General features: G+C 40.3%; 16 protein-coding genes. 5 read left to right on the forward strand and 11 right to left on the reverse strand.

Annotated elements, in window-relative coordinates; translation table 11 throughout:
• Positions 1-83: 83 nt before the first annotated feature.
• Both QWZ08_RS21640 and QWZ08_RS21645 read left to right on the forward strand, forming a co-directional pair.
• Complete coding sequence (locus QWZ08_RS21640; RefSeq protein ID WP_290339654.1) at positions 84-1,055, forward strand: M23 family metallopeptidase; 972 nt, start codon at positions 84-86, stop codon at positions 1,053-1,055.
• A gap of 62 nt (positions 1,056-1,117) precedes the next feature.
• On the forward strand, positions 1,118-1,639 hold the full coding sequence (locus QWZ08_RS21645; RefSeq protein ID WP_290339655.1) for a MerR family transcriptional regulator: 522 nt from the start codon (positions 1,118-1,120) through the stop codon (positions 1,637-1,639).
• 21 nt (positions 1,640-1,660) lie between these two features.
• Here QWZ08_RS21645 and QWZ08_RS21650 read toward each other — a convergent pair whose 3' ends face one another.
• From QWZ08_RS21650 to rsfS, 6 genes are read right to left on the reverse strand one after another with little or no spacing between them, the layout of a single operon-like run.
• Complete coding sequence (locus QWZ08_RS21650; protein ID WP_290339656.1) at positions 1,661-2,758, reverse strand: mechanosensitive ion channel family protein; 1,098 nt, start codon at positions 2,756-2,758, stop codon at positions 1,661-1,663.
• A 26-nt stretch (positions 2,759-2,784) separates the two neighbouring features.
• On the reverse strand, positions 2,785-3,600 hold the full coding sequence (locus QWZ08_RS21655) for a hypothetical protein (protein ID WP_290339657.1): 816 nt from the start codon (positions 3,598-3,600) through the stop codon (positions 2,785-2,787).
• A complete protein-coding gene (locus QWZ08_RS21660) occupies positions 3,597-4,355 on the reverse strand; it encodes a UDP-2,3-diacylglucosamine diphosphatase (protein WP_290339658.1) in 759 nt (252 codons plus the stop codon). The genes QWZ08_RS21655 and QWZ08_RS21660 overlap by 4 nt, the downstream gene beginning before the upstream one ends.
• A 42-nt stretch (positions 4,356-4,397) precedes the next feature.
• Positions 4,398-5,024, reverse strand: coding sequence for a LutC/YkgG family protein (locus QWZ08_RS21665; RefSeq protein WP_290339659.1), 627 nt, complete (start codon positions 5,022-5,024; stop codon positions 4,398-4,400).
• A gap of 7 nt (positions 5,025-5,031) precedes the next feature.
• On the reverse strand, positions 5,032-7,107 hold the full coding sequence (ftsH, locus tag QWZ08_RS21670; protein ID WP_290339661.1) for an ATP-dependent zinc metalloprotease FtsH: 2,076 nt from the start codon (positions 7,105-7,107) through the stop codon (positions 5,032-5,034).
• Between the two features lie 57 nt (positions 7,108-7,164).
• A complete protein-coding gene (gene rsfS / locus QWZ08_RS21675) occupies positions 7,165-7,569 on the reverse strand; it encodes a ribosome silencing factor (RefSeq protein ID WP_290339662.1) in 405 nt (134 codons plus the stop codon).
• Between the two features lie 140 nt (positions 7,570-7,709).
• On the opposite strand from rsfS, the gene QWZ08_RS21680 reads away from it, so the two are divergent.
• Positions 7,710-8,495 (forward strand): biotin--[acetyl-CoA-carboxylase] ligase, encoded by a 786-nt coding sequence (locus QWZ08_RS21680; RefSeq protein ID WP_290339664.1) that lies wholly within the window; start codon positions 7,710-7,712, stop codon positions 8,493-8,495.
• 47 nt (positions 8,496-8,542) lie between these two features.
• Here the strand turns inward: QWZ08_RS21680 and QWZ08_RS21685 are convergent, their stop codons facing one another.
• From QWZ08_RS21685 to QWZ08_RS21705, 5 genes are all read right to left on the reverse strand, one after another.
• Positions 8,543-9,376 carry a M57 family metalloprotease gene (locus QWZ08_RS21685; RefSeq protein WP_290339665.1) on the reverse strand — a complete coding sequence of 278 codons (834 nt, stop codon included), beginning with the start codon at positions 9,374-9,376 and terminating at the stop codon, positions 8,543-8,545.
• 99 nt (positions 9,377-9,475) lie between these two features.
• Entirely contained in the window at positions 9,476-12,328 is a 2,853-nt protein-coding gene (locus QWZ08_RS21690) for a S8 family serine peptidase (protein ID WP_290339666.1), read from the reverse strand.
• Positions 12,329-12,355: 27 nt separating this feature from the next.
• The gene (locus QWZ08_RS21695) at positions 12,356-12,652 is read right to left on the reverse strand and encodes an eCIS core domain-containing protein (protein WP_290339667.1); all 297 of its coding nucleotides are present in this window, start codon (positions 12,650-12,652) and stop codon (positions 12,356-12,358) included.
• A complete protein-coding gene (bcp, locus tag QWZ08_RS21700) occupies positions 12,645-13,115 on the reverse strand; it encodes a thioredoxin-dependent thiol peroxidase (RefSeq protein ID WP_290339668.1) in 471 nt (156 codons plus the stop codon). The genes QWZ08_RS21695 and bcp overlap by 8 nt, the downstream gene beginning before the upstream one ends.
• A gap of 41 nt (positions 13,116-13,156) precedes the next feature.
• Positions 13,157-14,869: a M23 family metallopeptidase gene (locus tag QWZ08_RS21705; protein ID WP_290339669.1), complete on the reverse strand. Its 1,713-nt coding sequence runs from the start codon at positions 14,867-14,869 to the stop codon at positions 13,157-13,159.
• 54 nt (positions 14,870-14,923) lie between these two features.
• Between QWZ08_RS21705 and QWZ08_RS21710 the strand changes: the two genes are divergently transcribed.
• Positions 14,924-15,220 carry a YtxH domain-containing protein gene (locus tag QWZ08_RS21710; protein WP_290339671.1) on the forward strand — a complete coding sequence of 99 codons (297 nt, stop codon included), beginning with the start codon at positions 14,924-14,926 and terminating at the stop codon, positions 15,218-15,220.
• A gap of 233 nt (positions 15,221-15,453) precedes the next feature.
• On the forward strand, positions 15,454-17,175 hold the full coding sequence (locus QWZ08_RS21715; protein ID WP_290339673.1) for a phospholipase D-like domain-containing protein: 1,722 nt from the start codon (positions 15,454-15,456) through the stop codon (positions 17,173-17,175).
• Positions 17,176-17,284 lie beyond the last annotated feature (109 nt).

Raw genomic sequence — 17,284 nt, forward strand, 5'->3', positions numbered from 1 at the left:
TAAACAACACATAACAGCAGCATTTCGTTAGCATAAGAAAATTGTAAAATTTTGTACTAAAGCCCGGGAAGGGTAAGGCTTGCATGAAGAAAATAAAATATTATTATAACACCAATACGCTACGCTATGAAAAGCTGATTACTCCCTTCAGGGTAAAGCTGCTGCGCATATTTGGATTTCTTTCTGCTTTACTCGTAAGTTCCGTGCTGATCATCTGGTTGTATACTAAATTTATTCCTAAACCAACCGACCAGGAATCGAGGTTAAAGGAGGAGATAATGAAAGACAATTACAGGGTATTGAGTGAAAAGGTAAAAACTCTGCAGGAGCAAATGGCAGGGTTAGAAAAAAGGGATAATGAAGTGTACCGGTCTATTTTTGAAGCCAACCCGGTACCGGATAGTGCAAGGGCAAAATTGCAGGAAAAATCAAAAGAGCTGGATAAAGTAAATGTGATAAGTGATGATGAACTGGGCAAAACAATTTCCCTCGATTTAAATAATATCAGTGCCCGGATTGCGTACCAGGAAAACAGTTATGCCGGCATTGAAAAATTAATCAATAACCAGGAGAGTAAACTGGCCTGTATTCCTGCTATTCAACCGATCAGTAATAAAGATCTTACCCGTATTGCAAGTGGTTTTGGATTTAGAATTCACCCGATTTATGGTATTCCCAAAATGCACAACGGGCTTGATTTTACAGCTCCCCAGGGAACTCCCATTTATGCTACGGGTGATGGTACGGTTACAACAGCAGGAGAAGGAACAGGTACCGGTAACCATGTAATTATCAACCATGGTTATGGATATGAAACAGTCTACATGCACATGGTACGTATCAAGGCAAGAGACGGACAACGGGTGAAACGCGGAGAAGTGATAGGATGGGTAGGCAGTACAGGGGCCAGTACAGGTCCGCATTGCCATTACGAAGTGCATATTAACGGAAGAAAAGTTGACCCGGTTTACTTTTTCTATAACGACCTGAATGCAGAACAATACGACCGCGTGTTAAAACTGGCAGCAACAGGAAGTGCAAAGAGCTTCGACTAAAAAACTTTTATCTGCAAATACAAAACCAGCAAAAAAGGATATTTTTATATACCGTTTAATACATGGCAGTACAAACACAAATAGCATTTGATTTTGATAATATCGAGCAACCGCCATTGCCTGAGAAGAAGCCTGTTGTAAAAAACGAGAAGGTAATTGTACTGCCTGCCGAAGTATCTGTTGTAAAGCAAAAATCAACCCGTGGAAGAAAGAGCTTAAAAGAAATGAGTGCCGGTGTTGACTTGCTGGATATCCCGGAAGATGAAATTCTGTTTCAGAAGATGTATTATTCAATCGGCAAAGTGGCGGCTATGTTTAAGGTAAATCAATCGCTCATTCGCCTTTGGGAAAATGAGTTTGATGTGTTGAAGCCAAAGAAAAATGGCAAGGGAGACAGGTTGTTCAGGCCGGAGGATATAAAAAATATTCAGCTGATTTACCACCTGATGCGGGAGCGTAAGTACACCATGGAAGGCGCCAAGGAGTTTATAAAAAACAATAAAAAGGCCGATGAAAAATTTACAGCCATAGCTGCACTTAAAAAGATGAAAGATTTTTTGAATGAACTGAAGGCAAATTTATAAGGCATTGGTTGCCTGGTATTACTATTGTTTTCGGTCATTATTTATAACAATCGTACCTGGCTCGCCGGAAAACTCAACACCATTATCTTCCAACAATTTTTTTGTCTGCAGATTGATGGTTTGTTTTAGTGTATCAAACTCACTCAAAACAATGGCATCAGTAAAATATTCAGTGTTGATTGTAATTCCGTTTTTACTGAGGTCTCTAAAGAAAACGGAATAAGAAAGCAGTTGTGTTTTTTTGTCATCCAATATTTTCTTTATACCAGCAAGTATAATCTCCGCTTTTACAACGCTTGTTTTTACAGACAATTCCAGAATAATTTCTGCCCGTCGCTGGGTCCGCATACTCCAGTTGTCTACGATGGAATCTACCATTTGCTTGTTAGGCATTGTAACAATGGTTTTATCACCGGTTAATATTCTCGTGCTGCGCAATCCAATTTTTTCAACTCTGCCTATAATGTTGTTCACTTTAACGGTATCGCCTGTAAAAAAAGGTTTATCAAAAAAGATGATGAATGAGGCGATTAGATTTTCCAGACTTTCCTTTGCGCCCAGCGCCAGTGCGGCACCTACAATACTTAGCCCGGTTAACAGGTTGCCCAAAGGCTGGTTGAAGCAAGCTTTTATAATCAGCAGTATGCCTATGATACCAACAATTACTTTTAAAAAATCCCTTAGAAAAACAACCAGCTGGTTATCCCTTGCATCGGGCGTAAGGTTGGCTCTTTCTTCCAGCACAAAAGCAATAAAATCTATCAGCCTCAATACAAGCAGTATGAACGATGCGATGATGATGCCGGTACCTATCCGGGCTATAATATCCGCTGTTGTATGTCCGTACAAGGTGTACAACAGAATGTTGGGAAAATTTAATTTGTCGATCGCAAATACCGAAATGAGCAACAATAAAAACCATTCAAATGGCCCTACGACAAGGTTAACAAAACTTTCTTTACTCACCGTTTTCCAAATCCGTTTTACGAGCCGGAAAATTAAGGACACCAAATACCGCGATAAATAACGTTTTAAAAGCAACACCAGCAGGATGGTGCTGCCTACTACCAGGTAACTACGGAGCGTATTGTCGAAATAAACCTTGTCTAAAAAATCCATACTATAAAAATACTAAATGAGGGCTATTATTTTAGTGAAAATTGCTGCAGCCCGTCTTTTTGTAACACAAACAACTTGTTATTACCGGCCTTAATTTGCAGCGCATTTTGAAAAGAAACAGGCAGGGTATAATCTTTTAAATTTAAAGAACCTGGTTTGTATTGGTGCAATAGATGATCGCTGAAACCATATAATGTATTGGCGATTACATCCGTACTGGTCCAGCCTAAAAACGGAATCCTGGTTTTGAAAGAACCGTAGTAATCAAATGTATAAAACCCTTTTGCAGAGTCGTATAAGTAAAGAAATTTATCACGGTCGGTGATTTGATCCGGCGAAGGAACACTGTCGAATATATTTCTAAAATCTACCGAAGTCATCAATACTGATCCGTTATCGTCTATCTTTTTAAGTGTAGCATCGCCTTCATCAAACAGCCAGATATTGTTATCGTACGATGCTGCGATGGCTTTTACTTTAAATATATTTTGCTGCCGCAGGTTGATGGTGTTGCGCACATTCAGGAACCTGTCCAGCACAACTACCGTAGAAAAGTTTTTGTAATACAACAGCACTTTTAAGGGATTGGTGGCATCGATAGAAAATAATTTTCCGTACCGCCGCACATCGTTGAACAACGCAGAATCACCATTGGGACTGATTTTTTTCAGTTGGTTGTTATTGCTGAGCAGATAAATATTATCGAGATTATCGATGGTGAAATACGAGAATGTGCCGGGATAAGATTTGGTTAATGTAAACGAAGAATCATTTTGGGCAACAGCCGCTAAAGCCACACTGGTGCAGAAAAAAAACAACATTAATTTTTTAACCTGCATCATTTGTTAAAATATTTTAGTGTGGTAGTTGCTCCGTCAAAAACGGCGTAACTGTCAAAGTTGATCCATTCTCCTAAATTGATATAGCGGCTGTTGTCTTTTAACAAAAAATCGATCGGCAGGTGCCTGTGCCCAAAAATAAAATAATCTATATGTTCTTTTTGCAATACTTCCTTGGCATAAATAATCAGCCATTCATTCTCCTCACCTAAAAATACTTCTTCTTTTTTGTTTGCCTGCTCCCTGCTTTTTTGAGAAAAATAATTGGCGATGCCCAGCCCAAAAAATGGCGGCAAAACTCCAAATGCCCACTGGCAAAAAGGATTACGGAAAACTTTCTTTAAAAATTTATAGCCATGATCACCCGGGCCCTGACCGTCACCATGACCTACCAGGAATTTTTTTCCGTTGAATTCAAATTGCGCCGGTTCGTAATAAACAGGAATATTTAATTCTGTTTGAAAGTAATCCCGCATCCACATATCGTGGTTGCCAACAAAAAAATGAATCTTCATGCCCCCGTCGGTCAGCTCGGCCAGTTTACCCAGTATCCTTGTATAGCCCCTTGGCACAACATATTTGTATTCAAACCAAAAATCAAACATATCTCCTACGATAAAGATTTCCTGTGCATCATGTTTTATGCTTTCTAAGAATTGAATAATTTTTTTTTCTCTTAGCAAACTTGCCGCAGGGTTGGGAGTACCCAAATGGAAATCGGACAGGAAGTATATTTTTTTATTGGGGAGTAAATTCATTGTTGTTCTTTATTAGTTCAATGGCCGCTTGATTAACGAAGATTATGGATTTACTGTTGTTGTATCTACCAAAAACAAATATACTTCTTTGGGCCCATGGACGCCTGTAACAAGGGTCTTTTCGATATCCGCCGTACGGCTTGGGCCGCTGGCAAAAGTTATTAATGAGGGGATGGTGGAATGTTTTTCTTTCACCACTTGCAACGCATCTTTTATATCATACACCAGCTGGCTTGTATATGCAATGCAAATGTGTATGGGAGCATACACGCTGACTGTACGGCCGCTTTGCTGTGCCGCACTCATCACGATTGTTCCCGTCCTGGCCACCAGGCACTCGCAGCCGGTGATAGAAGCATTGCAGCTTTCAAGATTAATGGTGTTGCTGTAAAGTGCATTCCATTGGTTTTCGTTGCAGTAAATTTTCATCCATTCCCGGCTGCTGATTAATTGATGTAACTTCAGATGCAGTTCTTTTTCATCGGCACAAAAAATGAATTTGCCTTGCAGTTTGGCAAAGTTTTCGGCAAAAATAATCTCCAGCTCTTCGCGGGCAATTTCATAAAGCGACGCATCAGGCTCATCTAATACAAAAGGCAAAGGCACTGGATGATCCAGTGCCTGCTTTATTTTGTTTAAGATATTTTCTTTTGCTGTTGAATTAGCCATACGCTTTTTAAATTTGTGGCGGATTTTTTAATTCCTCAGGTAATGCTGTTGGCGGCTCTTCTGAAACGGTATCTTCAGGTTTAATATCCAGCGCCTTTTTTTCTTCGTAAGGTCTTTTGCCAATTAAAGCTTCCACATCACTTTTAAACAGCACTTCTTTTTTTAAGAGCTCTTTAGCCAGTAATTCTACCTCGGCTTTTTTAAGCAACAACAATTCTTTGGTCCTTACATACGCCAGGGTAATGAGCTTACGTACTTCTTCATCAATCATTTTGCCTGTTTCTTCGCTGAAGGGTTTGGTAAAAGTATTTTCCTGGTTTGGATCGTAGTAGCTGATGTTACCCACCTTATCATTCATACCATACACAGTGATCATGCTATAGGCAATCTTGGTAATTTGCTGCAGGTCATTGCTTGCGCCGGTGCTGATTTTTCCGAAGAAAATATCCTCACTTGCACGTCCGCCCAGCGTCATACAAATCTGGTCCATTAACTGGTCTGTGTTATACAGGTATTGTTCTTTAGGCGTGTACTGGGCATATCCTAATGCAGCAGAACCACGGGGAACCACCGTTACTTTTAATAAAGGATAAGCATGTTCCAGGAACCAGCCGCAAATAGCGTGACCTGCTTCATGGTAAGCTATAATTTCCTTTTCTTCCGGAGAGATAATTTTGTTTTTCTTTTCCAATCCGCCAATCACCCTGTCAATGGCATCCTGGAAATCGCTCATGTCCACCGCTTCTTTATTTTTACGGGCTGCAATTAAGGCAGCTTCGTTGCAAACGTTGGCAATATCCGCACCGGCAAAACCAGGAGTTTGTTCAGCCAGTTTATAAATATCCAAAGTGGTAGATATTTTGATTGGCGCCAGATGCACTTTGAAGATGGCTTCCCTGCCCACCATATCCGGTTTATCAATGGTTATCTGGCGATCGAAACGACCCGGACGAAGCAGGGCCGTATCCAATACATCCGGTCTGTTGGTAGCGGCTAAAATAATAATGCCTAAGTCTGTGCCAAAACCGTCCATTTCCACCAGCAACTGGTTCAGGGTATTTTCCCTTTCATCGTTGCTCATCATCATATTTTTACCCCTCGCACGGCCAATGGCATCAATTTCATCAATAAAAATAATGCAGGGTGCTTTTTCTCTCGCCTGTTTAAATAAATCTCTTACGCGGCTTGCACCAACACCTACAAACATTTCCACAAAATCACTACCACTTAAGCTGAAGAAAGGCACCTGGGCCTCGCCTGCTACTGCTTTTGCCAGCAATGTTTTACCGGTACCGGGAGGGCCAATCAGCAAAGCGCCTTTCGGAATTTTACCACCCAGTGCAGTATATTTTTTAGGATTTTTTAAGAAGTCAACTATCTCCATCACTTCCACTTTCGCTTCATCCAGACCTGCCACATCACCAAAGTTGATATTTACCCTGGATGCCTTGTCGAACAAGGTAGCCTTTGACTTACCGATATTGAAAATACCACCCGGTCCGCCGCTGCCACCGCCTGGTCCGCCTACTTTACGCATCATCATTACAAACAATAATCCTATTAGTAAAATAGGTAAAAGCGTAGTTACCAGCTGGCCAAAAAACTCACCTTCATCATCCGGAGAATCAGGGATTTCCGAAATATTCGGATACTTTTTATAAAAATCCTGCATCTGCGATGCAAAGGTTTTTTCATCAACTATGGGAAAAAACAACTGTGGCCCGGCTACCTTAGCGGCATTATCTGCATCATACTGTTTACCCATGATAGGACGGTAAACATCCTGCTTTTTAAGCAAGCTGTCTTTCTTAATAAAAACCCGTACAATTTTTTTATTGCGGATGGTTTTAATGCTTTCTACATCCCCCTGCTTTACCAGTTCGGTAAATTTAATCTGGTTGGTTTCAGCTCCTAATATACCAAAGCCCCTGTAAGCATTGTAAGCCAAAATGCCGGCAAATACAAGGCCATACACCCAGTAAATATTAAAACGGTTTTTGTTTTTCTGCTGATCATCGCCAATTGGTGGTATATTATCCGGGTTGAATTTCCTCTTTGGTAAAGGTTTTTTATCTTCTGCCATGTTTTTATGCTTCAGTATTTATTTTATTGCTACCTGTAAAAATAGCCTTATGATGGTTTAATCGTTGTGTTCTGTTACTGCGGCATCGCTCCACATTTCTTCCAGCCGGTAAAATTTTCTTGGTTCGGGCAGCATTACATGCACTACTACATTTACATAGTCAATCAATATCCACTGCTGTGCCTGCCGCCCCTCGTGTTTGTAAGGAGGTTCGCCGCATTTTAATTTTACATCTTCTTCTATAAAGTCGGCAATAGCTTTTAATTGGGTGTTATTGGTAGCTTCGCAGATAATAAAAAAATCGGCAACAGCTTCGGGTATTTTACGAAGGTCCAGGCTTACAATATTTTCACCTTTTTTTTCCTGTATGGCGTGAATGATTGTTTTTAAAATTTTACTGTTTTTGGTAAGCCGGGTAACGGAGCTTTTTTTTCTGTTGGCCAATAATGTAAGATTGTTCAAATTATATGCTGTTTTAATTAACTATTACATGTATTACCATGTATAATATTTGTAGACGATTCTAAGAATGTTTTGTTTTACGGTTGCCTGCATGTAGCTTGCAATTATAACAAAAGTACTAATTGTTTACCAATCGTCGTATGATGCCAGTAACCAAACCTTCCTTTATTATTTTAGATTCGGTTGACAGCACCAACAACTATGCCATGGCAAAAGTTCACGCAGGTTTGGCGAAACACGGCGATGCGTACTTTTCATTTAACCAAACCGGCGGAAAAGGACAGCGTGGAAAAAAATGGCACACGGGTAACGGAGAAAACATCGCCGTTAGTATCATAACCGACGCTTCTGAGCTGCATATTCATGAACAATTTAAGTTATCGGCCGCAATTGCATTGGCCTGTGTTGATTTTTTTGGTTCATTCGCCGGAGATGAAACGACTATTAAATGGCCAAATGATATTTACTGGCGTGACAGAAAGGCAGGGGGTATTTTAATCGAAAATGTGATCGGGCATGGCCTAACCAGTAAAAAAAATGAAACCAGTACACGTTCGGGTGCATACTGGAAATATTCGGTTGCAGGAATTGGCATTAATATCAACCAGGATATATTCGAAAATGACCTCAACAAAGCCATCTCATTAAAACAAATAACGGGGCAGGACTTTGATATAACTGTGTTAGCACAGCAATTGCACCTGGCAGTGTTGGATTCATTCAAACAACTGCTGACACAACCTTTTGAAAAAATTTTACAGCGCTATAATGAACGCCTTTTTAAAAGAAATCAAGCTGTGCAACTAAAAAAAGGAAACATTGTTTTCTCAACCACTATCAAAGAGGTAACAGAAAGCGGGCAACTGTTTACAGTAGACCTGATTGATAATTTATTTGGTTTTGGAGAAGTGGAATGGCTTTTATAACAAACGGGTTGCCATTTGACAACCCGTTTATAGATTTTATACTGATGTTATTTGTAGAGGTAATTTAGTCCGGTAACGTCAGCGGAATTAAATGTACGGTCACCTCCATTTGAGCAGGCCAGCATCCAGGAGGCCGCGGCCAGGGTAGCTGCAGAAGGTGTTCCGGGTATCAAAATAGCGCCAATGGTAGATGCGCCTTCGTTGCTTGTAGCACCACCGCAACTAATACTCCTATCATAATAATCTGTATGGCGCATTCCTATACAATGTCCCAGTTCATGTTGCAGCACGCTGCCTACGTACTTAACATCTGGGTTGGTTCCATAGGCCTGGGCATTGGTGTTCATTTTTATGGTATTGTATGGAGCACCTGTTGAAGTAGGAAAACCTGAAGATCCGAGTGTAATATAACCTCCTCTTGGTCTTTGATTAAATCCAAGAACGGTAATATCCGGAGTACCTGATGTTATCCTCTGGAACGTAAATTTTAAACCCAATGCATTATAGCGGGCAATGGCCAAATCAGTTCCTTGCTCAAAGGCGCTTGTTAAATTGCTTACCAATATTGTATACACACGGCCGGCGGCTGGCGTAATTAAATTTGTGGTGCGGTATTGCTCAGCATTACCAACTCTAACCAACATCTGACTCGGAGTGCTGTTTAAAAGCTCATCCGTCAGGTTGATGTCCCCTTCAACCAGGTATCCATCTTCTGTTTTTTTAACATCACTTGTTCCAAAACCAAGTTGGGCGATTTTTGCTTTTGTTTCAGCTGAAATCTCATCAGTGGCGGGAACGTCAGTGGTTGCTGTTTTTTTACATGAACTTACGCTGAACGCAATTGTTGATACCAGCATCAGATGTAGTAAGACTTTCTTCATAAAAGAGTATTTTTTAATGAATAATTAATTTGAAGTTAAAAATTAGGTTAAAAATTTGATAAAAATCAAAAGAAGGCTTTTATTTTTTATCCCCGTTATTTACTGAACAAAAATTTTGAAAGTATTAGTGAGGTTGGTTTCCGGGTTACTAACGGCAATAAAATATATTCCCTTTGAAAAGCTAACCGGCAACTGTACAATAGTGGAATTGGTCTGTTGATTATAAACTATTCTACCGGCAACATCCGTAATTTTTATCCATTGATTTTGCAAAGCGTTCATTCGAATTGTAATGTTGTGCCCCTGAGCAACGGGATTTGGATAAATTACAACTTCAGTATTTTTAAAATAAAAAATATCTGTTGCGGCGCTGTAAATAATTCTGCCATCTTTCAATTCAATGCGGGCACGATATGTATTGACTCCTTTTTGAAGACTGTTATCTATTGCACCAAAATTCAATGAGGAAATAGCATTGATTTCTTTAAAGCCAATAAAAGTGCCGGAATTTAATTTTTCGAACACAATTTTTCCTATTAAATAATCAGTTCCTAACTGCAATTGGATGGCGGCCGTTTGATCATTTTTGAGATCGACTAAAAAATTATTTATATAGCAATCAACACCCTGCAACGTATAGTCTATCGTATAGCTTTTTACACCTTCTTTACCGCCAATTATAGGCGCTACGGCAAACTGGTGCCGGGGTAAATTTATTTTGTTGAACACGAATTGCGTATCGCTGGTAACAGCAATCGGTTGAAGCGTTTTGCCTTGCAGACTAAATAGCCGGTAGCTGTTTACGCCGGATAATGCGTTCCAGAAATACAAAACCGAATCAGCACAATTAAAGCCTGTTTTAAAAATTATTTTTTTACTTATGGTGAATGTATCGGTTAGAAAATCACCGGTATTGGTTTGCATTTTCAAAACGGCCAGCGCAGTGGTATCCGGCACGGTCCAGTAAAAATATGGATTGCCGGTATTGACTGAACTGTCAATTGCAATCCAGTTTCTTCCCTTATTCAAACTGTAAAATAACCGGGCGTTGGCAAAAGGTATATCGGTAGTCCAGCGAATGATATTTGCTGTGCCGGGAAAAAGATTGTCGCCCGCCGATGGAAAATGCCACGAAAAATTATTGGTTGTATCCAATTCGTAAGCGATGTAAAAAGACTGGCCTGTTTCGTTTACAGCAAAGCCGTTTACAATAATTTTATAATTGCCTGCGGCTGGGTTATCCAGGGTGATTTGTTCAACTGTGTTAAGACTGTCTCTTTTGCGAATTGGTAATGCAGATAGCGATACAGCATTGGCAAAACTGTTTAAAACCCACGGTTTCCATGACTGGCTGGTTGCCGGCAACTGTAGTTCCAAATCAAGATCATTTACAAGCGCTTTGTACGCATTTGGCAAGGCGGGTACATCATTCCATACAAGCGTGAATTTGGCTTTGCTGATGCCGGCAGGAATAATAACCGAAAATTCACGGTTGCTGTTATTGACTGCCGTACCAGCAAAATATTTTGCGCCGAGTAAATCTTCTGCCGCCTTCATTGCATTAAGGTTGCCGTAACCAGCTGTGTAATCAATTCCTTTCGGTCCAGCATCATCTGCACTATTTAGTAAAATGGCTTTTATTAAGGCAGCTGAAGGAAGACTGCCGCTATGTGTGCTTGCATAAGCCTGTTGCAAAACAGCGGCCGTACCTGATACCAGGGCAGCAGCACCTGATGTACCATCTTCTCCATAGGCCACCATTTCCGGCTTTATTCTTCCATCATACGCAGGTCCCCGGGAACTTGCGTTGGCTACATTTTCAAAAGAATCTACTGCACCTACAGTAATAATATTCTTCGCCATTTTAAAACTGCCTGAAATGTTCGCATAGCCGGGCAAACCTGCATAAGTGGCCGAAGCTGGCGCAGCAGAAGCGCCATAGTTGCCGGCGGAAAACACAAATAAAAGGCTGTCATTTTTGAGTGCAGCTCCATCATACGCGGCAGCATCTGCACCATAAAAATTTTCTATGCCAACTCCATATGAATGGTTTTGCACTGTAATATGCGATTGCCAGTAACTGGCATCGTCATCAGGAAGCAGGTTGCTAAAATCAGAAGAGGTAATTGTTGCTGCGTTGGCAACACCTTTACCCAAATACCAGCTGTTGCCTGCACCAGCCGCCATTGTAGCCATGATGGATGCGTGAGATGAAACAACTTTTGCCGCCAGTGGACTATACTGATACCTTGCCGAAAAATCGATATCGGTTGTATCCGGTAAATTTTCTTTGATTGAAATGGTGGTTCCCGCGCCATCTAAAAAAGGCAACCTGCTGTGCAATAGACTAATTTTATTCACACTTAAATCAAGATCATTTATCTGCAATTCTTCTTTTGGATGCCGGTTATTAAATCCTATAAAAATGATGCTGTTATCCTGTAGCAGTTTATTAAAATCTGCCGCGGTATTGATTGTTGAAATAAAAATGTTTTCATCCGGTGTACTTGTGAATGAAAGTTTCTTTTCTTTTTTAAAATTCAAGAGATCTATACCAGCAGCAATGTTTACTACAAAAGAATTTGGAAAATTTAGCTGCTGACTGTTTTGCTGCCATAAAACAGCTGGCGACAATTTCCAATTTAACGAAGCTTTTTTTATCCAGTTGAAATCAGATTTATCAACCGGTTTATCTGAAGCAATAATATAAACGGAATCATTTAGCTGCCGTTGGATGCGAATGGTTTTGCTATTGGTTAATGCTTTTATTTTACGTGATAGTACGCTACCGATGTAAAATTGTTCTTGCAGATTGTTGACTTTTGATGAAGAGTCTGCATCAATAAAATCTATATAAGCATTTAGGGATACTGCGCCGGATTGCTGCGCCGTTGCTTTAATTCCGGCTGCAATAAACGTAAGTAAAAAAAGGTATTTCAAAAAAGTAAGCATGAAAGAAAATGAACAATAAATATACAACTATTCATTTTCAGCCGCTCTTGCTTCAACCTCAAAGCGATTATTGTAATAGCCCTTTTTCAGGCTCTCCCACAGATATTTTACAATAAAGCCTGTCGTGCCATGCTGCTTGTATTGCCTGATATGGCATAGCTCGTGCTTCACCCAACGTCGATCTTGTAAAAATTCACCGGCAGTGGTATTGTGTAAATGAATTTTATTGCCTATGACCATAGCTACAGCTGAAGAGCGTAATTTTTTAGCGGCAATCTTTGCCAGCCACGAATTTTCTTTTATGGTGAAATTGTCTTCAGCCAATTGCTTTCCAGGCGTTTAAAATTTCTTCGGTGTGTTGTTTGCTTTTGGGCTTTAAAAAAACTTTTTTGATGATGCCGTTTTCATCAATTAAAAATGTCGTGCGTATTAAGCCCTGGTACTTTCTGCCGAACAGCTGCTTATCGCCCCAAACTCCATATTTATCTATGATGGCGTGTTGAGGATCGGCGAGTAATGTAAATGGCAGCTGGTACTTTGTTTCAAATTTTTTGTGTTTCGCCACGGCATCCGGGCTTATACCTATAACAGTAAAACCAGCGTTTTTTAACGCACCAAAATTATCCCGCAGGTTACAAGCCTGTTCGGTACAGGTAGGTGTATCATCCTGCGGATAAAAATACAATACAACTTTTTGCCCTTTAAGGGATGTCAACGAAACCTTATTCCCATTTTGGTCTGTTCCGGTAAAGGCCGGCGCTTTTTTTCCTTCTGCTGGTATGGCCATTTTTATGTTTTGATGGTTTATATCGTTCTGTTTATAAAAAATTATCTGCTGAAATGATACCATTTTTCTGTTGTATTTCCTGCACAATCTGCAACACTAATCTTTAGTTCATGCTTACCGGGCCCGCAATGTTCATCCATTTTATAAATGAAGGTTCTGCCTTTATCATTGCTGAACCGCAGCCATTTGCCATCCAGCATTGCTGAAAAATTTTGCAGCTCTTCTGTTGCATCTGTAATAACAAAAGCCAGCCGGTTTAGTTTAGCAACATTCATACCTTCCCAGAAACCAACAGGCGTTATAGCAGGCGGTACCGTATCCTGCAGCAATTGAAAATTACCGAATGCTTTAAATGAAGCAGTGTACCAGCCATCATTGTGAACGGCTTTTGCATAATCATTTTTACCATTCGCAAAACGGTGCATTACCATTTTATCCGGATAAACAGCATTGCTGTTTTTTATCATCAGGGAAAATTTTGTTTGCAATGGAACGGAAGCATTGTGCACCTGGTACACCGGAAAGCCTGTGGCAGGAATAATTTCTTTGTAAGTAAACCGGAAGGAGTCATACAGGCAGGGCTCGGGCAGGTAAGCACAAATTTTTTCGTTTTCAAAAATATTCACAAATCCAGGTCTGAACGCTGTTTGCGAAGGAGCAGCCGCAATGCCGGACATCGTTTTTGGTTGTACTGAAGTACCTCTTTTTATATTAAATTTTAAGATAGAACTATTGCCAGCTGCATCTTTTACTTCTATTTTGATGGCGTGTGTACTGTCGTCAGTAAGATCAATAACGCCATCACCACTCACTTGTTTATAAATACCTTCGGGATAACCGGGCAACCTGCTCAAATGCTGTACAAAAGGTCCGCCATCACTGCGTAATTTATAATCGATTTGTGCATTCACATAACGGGTTTCATCGTAACTGATGCTGTCTATCTGGAAACCAATTACAGGGCGTTCATCATTGGATAACGAGGCTTCGTAAATTCCATATTTGTGAGGCGACCCACTAAAGCGATCCGTGGCTGCAATTGCGAAACTAACCTTATCTGTATTGGTAATGATTACCGCAGGAATGGTATATATGCCGTTCTCTTTTTTAAGATTGTAAAACTTTGGGCTCTGTTCATAGGTGCTGAGACAGCGGTCATACATGGCTACGCGGAAAATATCGGGTGGAATGTTATCGGGTAAACCCATGCCGAATAAAAACGGGTTAAGTACTTTATCTGTTTTGGTATCCCTTATTTCAAAATGTGTGTGTGGCCCCTGGGAGCCGCCGGTGTTGCCGCTAAATGCAATTTGCTGGCCCTTTTTTACCGGGAACATTCCTTCCGGAATATCAACAAATACTTTCCAGCTCTGTTGTTCATATTGTAGCTCGGTTATGTATTTCTCCAGTGCAGGATAAAAATCATTCAGGTGAGCGTAGAGCGTTGTAAGGCCATTGGGATGGTTGATATAAATGCATCTGCCAAATCCAAAAGGTTCAATTTTTACTTTTGCGATATAGCCGTCAGCAGCCGCTACAACAGGAACATTTTCTCTTTGATCAGTTTTACAATCCAGCCCCATGTGATAATGATTGGGCCTTAACTCACCAAAGTTGGCTGCCAGGGCATGTTTGGCTATTACCGGCCATTGAAAATAACCCTGGGGATAATTTTTTGCCGGAAAAATTTGCGCAGTGGCCGAAATAAATATTAGCAAAAAAAGACATAACGCCGTTAGTTTGTGTACATTCATATTGTAAAATCAGTATGCAAACTTAATTGTAAAATCACACTAAAAATTACTATCATGAGCGTAAATTCAAAACACATCGCAACTTTTTTATTAGGCGCTGCAGCTGCTTTAGCCGGTGCGAAATATATGAGCATGACGCCGGAAGAAAAAGAAAAACTGGCTGCCGATTTAAAAGACAAGGCGCATAAAATGAAAGACGAAGCGGAAGGCGCATTCGATAAAGCCAAAGATTATTTTGACGAACTAAAAACAAAAGGTACCGAAGCTTTTAAAGAACACTTTGGGGAGGCTGAAAAAACAATCAGCGATTTGTTTGGAAAGAAAGACAGTACTGCCGGTACCCCATCTTAATGCGCTAAGTTGTAAATCTTATTGGGTAAATTAACGCCAGCTTTTCAACACAGAAAAGCTGGCGTTTTTTGTTAATCCCATTCTCAGGCGTTAAAATTTTTTTCTGAATAAGCTTAAATTAATTACTATTTTGTAACTGGTTGTTCATGGTTACTAACCTGCTTTTCCTCTCCGGTAATAAACTCCTGAATTATTTGCAAGTAAGAAATTTATAAAACCCTAAAATAAACCCCATGCGTTACAAAAAAGAAAGCAGCGATCTTAAAATTTATGCAGTTGCAGGAACACAAACTGTATTGTTGTCTTTTGATATTGCGAAGAGTAAAATTGAAAACAAAAATTTCCTGGGGTTTAGTTTGGAAAGAAAAGATAAAAATGGCATCATTAAATACCTGAACGGCACTAAATATTTTGCTTCGCTGCAAACAGTTACAGATCCTGAAATAAGGTACACTTCCTTATTGCAAACCTTTTACTGGCAGGATTATACGGCCGATCCGGGACAGACTTATACCTATACCGTCAAGCCAATGTTTGGCACTGCAATTAACCACCTGCCTAAATATGAAAATAGCATAGAAGTTACCACAGAAAATCTGCAGGAAGGCAAACATTCTGTTTACTTCAATTACGGCGTTACGGGCTCGCAAGCCTATGCACATAACAAAGAATATGGTAACAGACCTATCAGCGATTTACAAGGTGTAGCGCTGGAACATGCGCTGGCGTTTTTAGGAAGAGACTTATGGAGTGAAGGCTTGCTAAAGTTTGTGCGACAGGCTACCAACAACACGTTCAGCATTTATGGTTCGTTTTATGAACTGCAGTTTCCGGTTTTTTTAGATGAATTAAAAGCAGCTTCCGACAGGGGTGCAGATGTTCAGCTGATCGTTAGCGGCAAGCCTGACCAGTACGATGATAAGATTTACAAAGACGGCACTGTACGGCTGAACAACAAGTCGATGCTTAAAAATGCTGGTCTGGAACTGATGATAAAAACCGTGCGAACCAAGCCCAGCCAGCCGCACAACAAGTTTATGGTTTTATGCCAGGATGGTAAACCCAAACAGGTATGGACAGGTTCAACCAACATTACACTAGCAGGAATTTTTGGTCAGTGCAATACCGGTCACTGGATTGTGGATGATGCGATCGCTAAAAAATATCTGGATTACTGGACGGGTATTCAGGGTAACCCGTTTATGAGCATACAGGCAAAATTATGTGAAGCCATACAACCAGATACCGACCTGGTAGGTCTTACAAAGGGAACCTATGTTTTTTTTAGTCCGCGGGATTTGCCAGTTGTAAAAAATGTGGCGCCTGCACATTTGCAGCATTATGCCGATTTAATTGACAGCGCAAAGGAACTGGTTTGCATGGTTTTTCCTTTTAACATGGATGAAGTGTTTAATACCGTTTTTAAAAGAGACAAAGAATGCTTGCGGTTGCTGTTATTTGAATCTGCTTCAGATGCTGAAGGTGTTAAAAGCAATGATATTGATGTGAAGGTAACTGCTGGTGCCGTGTATGAAGGCGGTGAAAAGCAATGGGCAAAAGAAATTACAACAAAAGCAATTACCGGTGCCGGTATTTTGTATGTGCACAATAAATTCTTTTTGGTAGATCCCTTGTCTGATAAGCCCGTAGTAGTTACGGGCTCGGCAAACTTTAGTGCCAACTCCATTCAAAACAATGATGAAAATACGCTTGTGATAAAGGGCGATACCAGGGTGGCTGATATTTACCTGGCGGAATTTGACCGCTTGTTTGTTCATTTTTGGCCAAGGTATTTGAGTAAGCTACAGACAAAAAATAACCAGCCGTTGCAGGGATTTTTAAAACCGCTGGATGAAACGTTCACCTGGCACAAAGACTATTTTGATGAAACCAAATATGTGATGAAAAGAAAATTGTTGTTTAAAAAGATGAAGGGAGCGAAAAAGGTTAAATAGTGCTTAATTAATTCTACCTATCGAACGAGTATCTACGCTTAAATCAAAGCCAGATAGCAGCACTGCGGATAAACGGATTGCGATGCAACGATGCTGCTATGAAATGATT

Origin of the sequence: Ferruginibacter paludis (assembly GCF_030409685.1) — a bacterium.
In the GTDB taxonomy this organism is placed as follows: Bacteria; Bacteroidota; Bacteroidia; order Chitinophagales; family Chitinophagaceae; genus Ferruginibacter; species Ferruginibacter paludis.